This is a genomic window from Mesorhizobium sp. P5_C1 (assembly GCF_054049815.1).
This window is the reverse complement of sequence record NZ_JBFULQ010000422.1, coordinates 1-4,882: the sequence shown is the minus strand read 5'-3', so window position 1 is coordinate 4,882 and position 4,882 is coordinate 1. Positions and strand designations below refer to the sequence as shown.

General features: G+C 62.9%; 6 protein-coding genes. 2 read left to right on the top strand and 4 right to left on the bottom strand.

All coding sequences use genetic code 11. From position 1 onward, the window contains the following. The coding region (locus ACXJ7R_RS24815; RefSeq protein ID WP_457154132.1) for a LysR substrate-binding domain-containing protein at positions 1-447 on the top strand (447 nt) is incomplete at its 5' end. A gap of 10 nt (positions 448-457) precedes the next feature. Here ACXJ7R_RS24815 and ACXJ7R_RS24810 read toward each other — a convergent pair. The 3 genes from ACXJ7R_RS24810 to uppP form a co-directional block, all read right to left on the bottom strand. After that, a complete protein-coding gene (locus tag ACXJ7R_RS24810; RefSeq protein ID WP_457154131.1) occupies positions 458-1,570 on the bottom strand; it encodes a GH25 family lysozyme in 1,113 nt (370 codons plus the stop codon). 180 nt (positions 1,571-1,750) lie between these two features. Next, on the bottom strand, positions 1,751-2,539 hold the full coding sequence (locus ACXJ7R_RS24805) for a phosphodiester glycosidase family protein (RefSeq protein WP_457154130.1): 789 nt from the start codon (positions 2,537-2,539) through the stop codon (positions 1,751-1,753). A gap of 74 nt (positions 2,540-2,613) precedes the next feature. After that, entirely contained in the window at positions 2,614-3,486 is an 873-nt protein-coding gene (uppP, locus tag ACXJ7R_RS24800) for an undecaprenyl-diphosphatase UppP (RefSeq protein ID WP_457154129.1), read from the bottom strand. Positions 3,487-3,652: 166 nt separating this feature from the next. Between uppP and ACXJ7R_RS24795 the strand changes: the two genes are divergently transcribed. Next, a complete protein-coding gene (locus tag ACXJ7R_RS24795; RefSeq protein WP_457154128.1) occupies positions 3,653-4,558 on the top strand; it encodes a hypothetical protein in 906 nt (301 codons plus the stop codon). 6 nt (positions 4,559-4,564) lie between these two features. Here ACXJ7R_RS24795 and ACXJ7R_RS24790 read toward each other — a convergent pair whose 3' ends face one another. Beyond that, entirely contained in the window at positions 4,565-4,762 is a 198-nt protein-coding gene (locus tag ACXJ7R_RS24790) for a hypothetical protein (RefSeq protein ID WP_095085597.1), read from the bottom strand. Positions 4,763-4,882: the final 120 nt, after the last annotated feature.

Sequence of the window (4,882 nt, the reverse complement as noted above, 5' to 3'; positions counted from 1 at the left end):
GCCCATTACCTGTTCAAGGCGGACTATACGCCAATGATCAGCCCGAAACTGGCCGAGAGCGTGGGTGGCATTCGCCATCCTGAGGATCTCTACAAGGTGGCGCTGTGCTGTGCCGACGATCCCTGGTGGAAAATCTGGTTCGAAGCAGCCGGGGTGCCCTTCGAGCCCGATCGCGTCATGGCCGGACCGAACCTGGGTTCGCAGGCTTACGATGCAATGGCGGCGCTAACCGACCAGGGCGCCGCGATCCTGACCCGCAACATCTACAGCGCCCTGCTGGCAAAGGGCCAGTTGATACAGCCATTTGAAGTGCTGGGATCAGATGGCGACGGCTATTGGCTCGTCCACCTGGAAAGCCGCCGCAACACGCCCAAGATCAAGGTGTTCCGGGACTGGGTGCTGGCCCAGACGGCTGACATACGCGAGCGCGAAGTACGCCGGGCCTGATAGGCTGGCCTCAGTCGGCGTCGGCGACGGAAATCCGTCCACCGGCCCAGGCGCGCCATTGCCGTTCGTCGCCATGGAAGACGTTGAGGTCGATGCGGCCGGTGACACCATGCGACAGGCCGGAGCCGGAATACTGCCAGAACAGCCATTTGCGGTCGGGGTAAACCTTCGACGGATGCCGCGCCACGGCGCGCACCCAGAACGGATAATCGAGAAATTCGCCCCGGAGATTGTCGCGATAGAAATCAGGCGCGGTGTAGATGATGGGCCGCTGGCCGTAGTGGCGCTCCAGCTTGTCCATGAACACCTGCATCTTTTCCAGCACCTTTTCGCGCGACGGCCGCCGCTTGCAGCTGGATTCGCCGTTCCATTCGACGTCGATCACCGGCGGCAGCGCGCCGTCGACCTTGGGCACGTTGCGGATGAACCAGTCGGCCTGTTCGCCCGCAGTGCGGCACCAGTAGAAGAAGTGATAGGCGCCGCGCTTCAGGCCGGCGGCGTCGGCATTGCGCCAGTTCTTCATGAACATCGGATCGAGATGGTCGCCACCATCGGTCGCCTTGATGTAGGCGAAGTTGGCGCCCTGCGCGCGCAGCTTTTCCCAGTTGACGTTGCCCTGCCAGCGCGAAACGTCGACGCCGTGCACGGCAAGGTGCCGGGGCGAGGACCGGCCGAAATTGATCGGCTTGGCATCGCGAAAGCCGTAACGGGTGACCGGCCCGGCCAGCATGGGCGGTGCCGCGCGGCTCAACAGCCTCGGCGGCGACACGAGCGCAGCCGGCTCGACCGGCGGTTCGGCGCTGTCGGGCAGTTCAGGCGCCGGAAACGACACCGTCTCTTCTTCCGCAAGGCCGAAAGGCCGAGTATTTTCGGCGGCAGCATTGTCGTCTTCCAGACCATTGTCAGGCAGACCATTGTCAGGCTCGGGCGCCCTTTCGGCCCTCGGCGCGCTCCTGGCCATCGCCTTCGGAGCCGCGGCGATCGGCGCGGGCGGCCGTATCACGGAACTGGTGGTTTCGTTCGACGGTTTCTGCAAATCCAGCGCGTCGACGCCGGCCGTCGATGTACAGCCGGCAAGGCATAGCGATGCGATCAAAAAACTGATGGCGCCCGGAATCCGCATCTGGACCTGTACTCAAAACACAACAGACCGAGGGCAAAACGACAGCCGACGGACAAACCAGATCGAGTTATGAACGAGAAATTACCAATAAAGTTTGAATCAAGTTTTTTTCGAGCGCGCCGGGCCGCAAAATCTGGCTTCCAGTGCGAGCGATCGGCGGCAAGCGGGTTGGCAAAGCCGCTAGGATTTCCTGAAGACGCCGATCATCGGCCCGAGATTCCAGTAGTCGTCGTTGCGGCCGATGGCCGGCGCGAACAGGCTCGATATCGTGCCGTCGAGGAAAAGCGCGTTGTCGCAGCCGAGCGCATCGCGGAAAAGACGGGCGAAGGCATGGAAGGTCACCGTGCCGTTCGAAATGGCAAAGACGGCGACGCCGTCCTTCCGCACGCCGACGCCGTCGCGCGTCTTGCGCGAGGTGCTGTCGGCCTGGAATTTCGGATGCAGCTTGCCGTCGATCACCAGCATCGGCCCGGATTGCGTCGCATAGTCGAGCGGCGGTCGCTTTTTCAGGAAATCCCTTGTGGCGCGGACCGTGGCCTTGCCGTTGCTCATGTAGAAAATGCCGTTCGGCTGCAGGGAAAAATTGCCGCTTCCCGATCCCGTCTTCACCGATGCCATTTCGTTGCCGCGCTCGACATACAGACCGACCGGATCGAGGTCCGGGTGATACATGCCGGCATTGATGGCAAACAGCATGGTGCGCCCGGCCGCCTGCTCCGAGGCATCGAGATTGTGCAGCGATTGAAACGGCTTGCCCGCCGGATCTTTCCAGAACAGTTCGATCGAATACCGTTTCGGGTCGACCTCGCAGACGAGGTAGCTGGTCGCCTCAAAGGCAAAGTCGCGGCATGGCGGCAGCGAAGCGACCCATTGGCCAAATCCCATGCCGAACGCCGCCACCGACGGCAGCGCGCCCTTGGCGAGCGCCAGCAGCAGCGGCAGCGATTGCAGGAGGGTCAAAAAATCCATGCGTGTACCGGAATCGAAGTTCAGGAGGATCCGGTAGGGATATAGCCCGTTTCAAGCGATACCGTGAAAGAGCCCTAGGCAAGCCATCCCATCGCCACGCATAGCAGCAGGACGACGCCAAGCAGGCCGCGATAGATGACGAACGGCCAGGCCGAAAAACGCTCCAGCACACGCATCAGGCCCCATATGGCGAAGAAGGCGGAAACCGAGGCGACGACCAGTCCGACGATCAGAACCGACCAGCCATGCGCGTCGAGATGGACCTTGTGCAGTTCCCAAAGCTCCTTGAGGCCGGCCAGCGCAATGGCGGGCAGCCCAAGCAGGAACGAGAACCGCGCCGCCTCGGCCCGCTTGAAGCCGAGCCCGAGTGCGGCCGTCAGGGTCGAGCCGGAACGAGAGACACCCGGAATCAGCGCGCCGATCTGGGCGACGCCGACGAGCAGCGCGTCAGTCAGCGATGCCTCGCCGACGGTGCGCCGGTGGCTGGCAAAAATCTCGGCCAGCGCCAGAAGGATCGCCATCACGATACAGGCCCAGCCGATCACCGTCAGGCTGCGCAGCGGCGAGTTGCAGGCGTTGAGCACGCCCGACAGCGCCACGCCGGCGATGACGATCGGGATGGTCGCCAGCACGATCCACAGCGCCAGCCGGAAATGCCGGTCGGCGAAATCGCGTCGCGTCAGCGCGTCGAGCGAACCAAACAGGATATCCCTGACATCGCTCCAGAAATAGCTGACCACCGCGGCCAAGGCCGCAAGCTGCATGGCGGCGGAGAAGGCGGAGCCCGGATCCTGCCAGCCGAGCACGGCCGGTACGATGCGCATATGGGCGGTCGAAGAGATCGGCAGCAATTCGGTGATGCCTTGCACCAGGCCGAGGAACGCCACCTTGGCGAATCCCAGCCCGACAAAGCCGGTGTCGACGCCTTGGGTGCAGATGTCTGCCATATCGAGCCTTTCTGTCGAACAATCGTGAGGGGCGATCCCCGCCGAGCCATAGTCTGGCGATCCCCGGAATCCAATTTACGGATTTGTAAGGCGCCGCTTGACAAGCCATGCGGTTATATTAAAATCCGCTAATCTTACACTGTAAGGCATATGACGGAGGAGAGCCATGCAGACCGCCCTGTCAGAATTGCAGCCCCTGCCCGAACCATGCCCGCCTGTCATCGCGATCGAGGATGTCTCGCGCGACCTCAGCCGTATTATCGAGCACGCCGAGGTGAATGCCTGGCTCGACCTCTACGCCGCCGTGCCTGCCGATTTCGCCGCAAGCCAAGGCCTTTCGATAGCGCAAGAAGGCGGCCTCGCCTGGACCACCTGCACGACAATTCCGTTCGTCCATTTCAACTGCGTGAAGAACTTCGGCGTCGACAGCCCGGCCACCGAAAGCCAGCTCGACGCGCTGCTGGCGCACTACCGCGCCGCCGGCATTTCGCGGCCCTGGTTCTATGTCAATCCGCACACTGAACCATCGCGCCTCAGATGCTGGCTCGAGGCGCGCGGCCTGCAGCGCCAGGGCGGCTGGGAGCGGATTTATCGCGGGGCAGAACCGCTGTCATCCGAGCCGCTCTTCACGGCTGAAGGGGTTTCAGTAGAACGTGTGACGAAGGCATCGGCAAGCGAATGGGCCGGCTTCATCGACAGCCGCTACCGGCTGCCCACCTCACCATGGCTGATGGCTCTGGTCGGCCGAAAGGGCTGGCATCACTACATGGCCAAGCGGGACGGCGCGGTGGTGGCGGTGCGCTCGCTGTTCATCGGGCCCGACGGCGCGGCCTGGAGCGGCATCGACGCGCCGGTGCCCGGCGTCATGGCGCCGAGCTTCGATCTCGACGCGGTGCTTGGGGAAGCGCTGGTGCGCGACGGGATTGCGGCCGGCGCGAAACTGTTCGTCGCCGACATCGAGGCGCCGCACGAGGAGCGCGACGGCCCTGCCTATCGCAACTACGCGCGCCTGGGCTTCAGAATCGCCTATTTCCGCAGCCATTACAGCTATTTGCCGGCCAGCTCCAACTGACCGTAGCTAAGTAAGCAGCCATTGCTGGAAACAGCTTTTGGCCACCATATGGGCCGGCGGCACCATAGGCTCGTCGACGGAAGTCCGGCGAACCCGTTCGAGCAGCATGCGCACCTGTTCGGGGCGCACACGATCGCGCTCCATCACAAGCAGGACCATCGGATCGCTCAAAAGCTCGTCCAGGGTGCTGATGCTGTCGTTCATCCGTCGTCTCCTCGAATGCCGTACCCGCGCCCCATAAATAGGGACACGATGATGGCCCGCCAATGACGCTTTGCCGGCTATCTCGTGTCTCTTTCGATTAAATTTTGTTCATGCTTGAGG